Source organism: Schumannella sp. 10F1B-5-1, assembly GCF_006517535.1.
Lineage (GTDB): Bacteria > Actinomycetota > Actinomycetes > Actinomycetales > Microbacteriaceae > Schumannella.
Genome location: NZ_VHQH01000236.1, coordinates 1 through 259, shown reverse-complemented (window position 1 = coordinate 259; position 259 = coordinate 1). Strand labels below are relative to the sequence as shown.

Sequence of the window (259 nt, the reverse complement as noted above, 5' to 3'; positions counted from 1 at the left end):
TCTCGGGCCAGGCCGGGTCGTCCGACACGATCATGATGATGCTGCAGTCGGCGGGCGCGAGCCTCTTCGACGCGGACGGCAACCCGACCATCTCGGACAACCCCGCCCTCGAGAAGTCGATCGAGACGTACATCGACCTCGTGAAGTCCGGTGTGTTCACCGAGGTCAACTCGTGGGACGAGTACATCGGCACCTTCGTGAACGGCGCGGTCGCCGGCACCATCAACGGCGTCTGGATCTCCGGTTCGCTGCAGACCGC

General features: G+C 64.9%; 1 protein-coding gene. It reads left to right on the top strand.

Going from position 1 to position 259, the window contains the following annotated elements:
* Window positions 1–259: extracellular solute-binding protein (locus FJ658_RS16510; RefSeq protein WP_370454822.1), on the top strand; the 259-nt coding region annotated here is incomplete at both ends.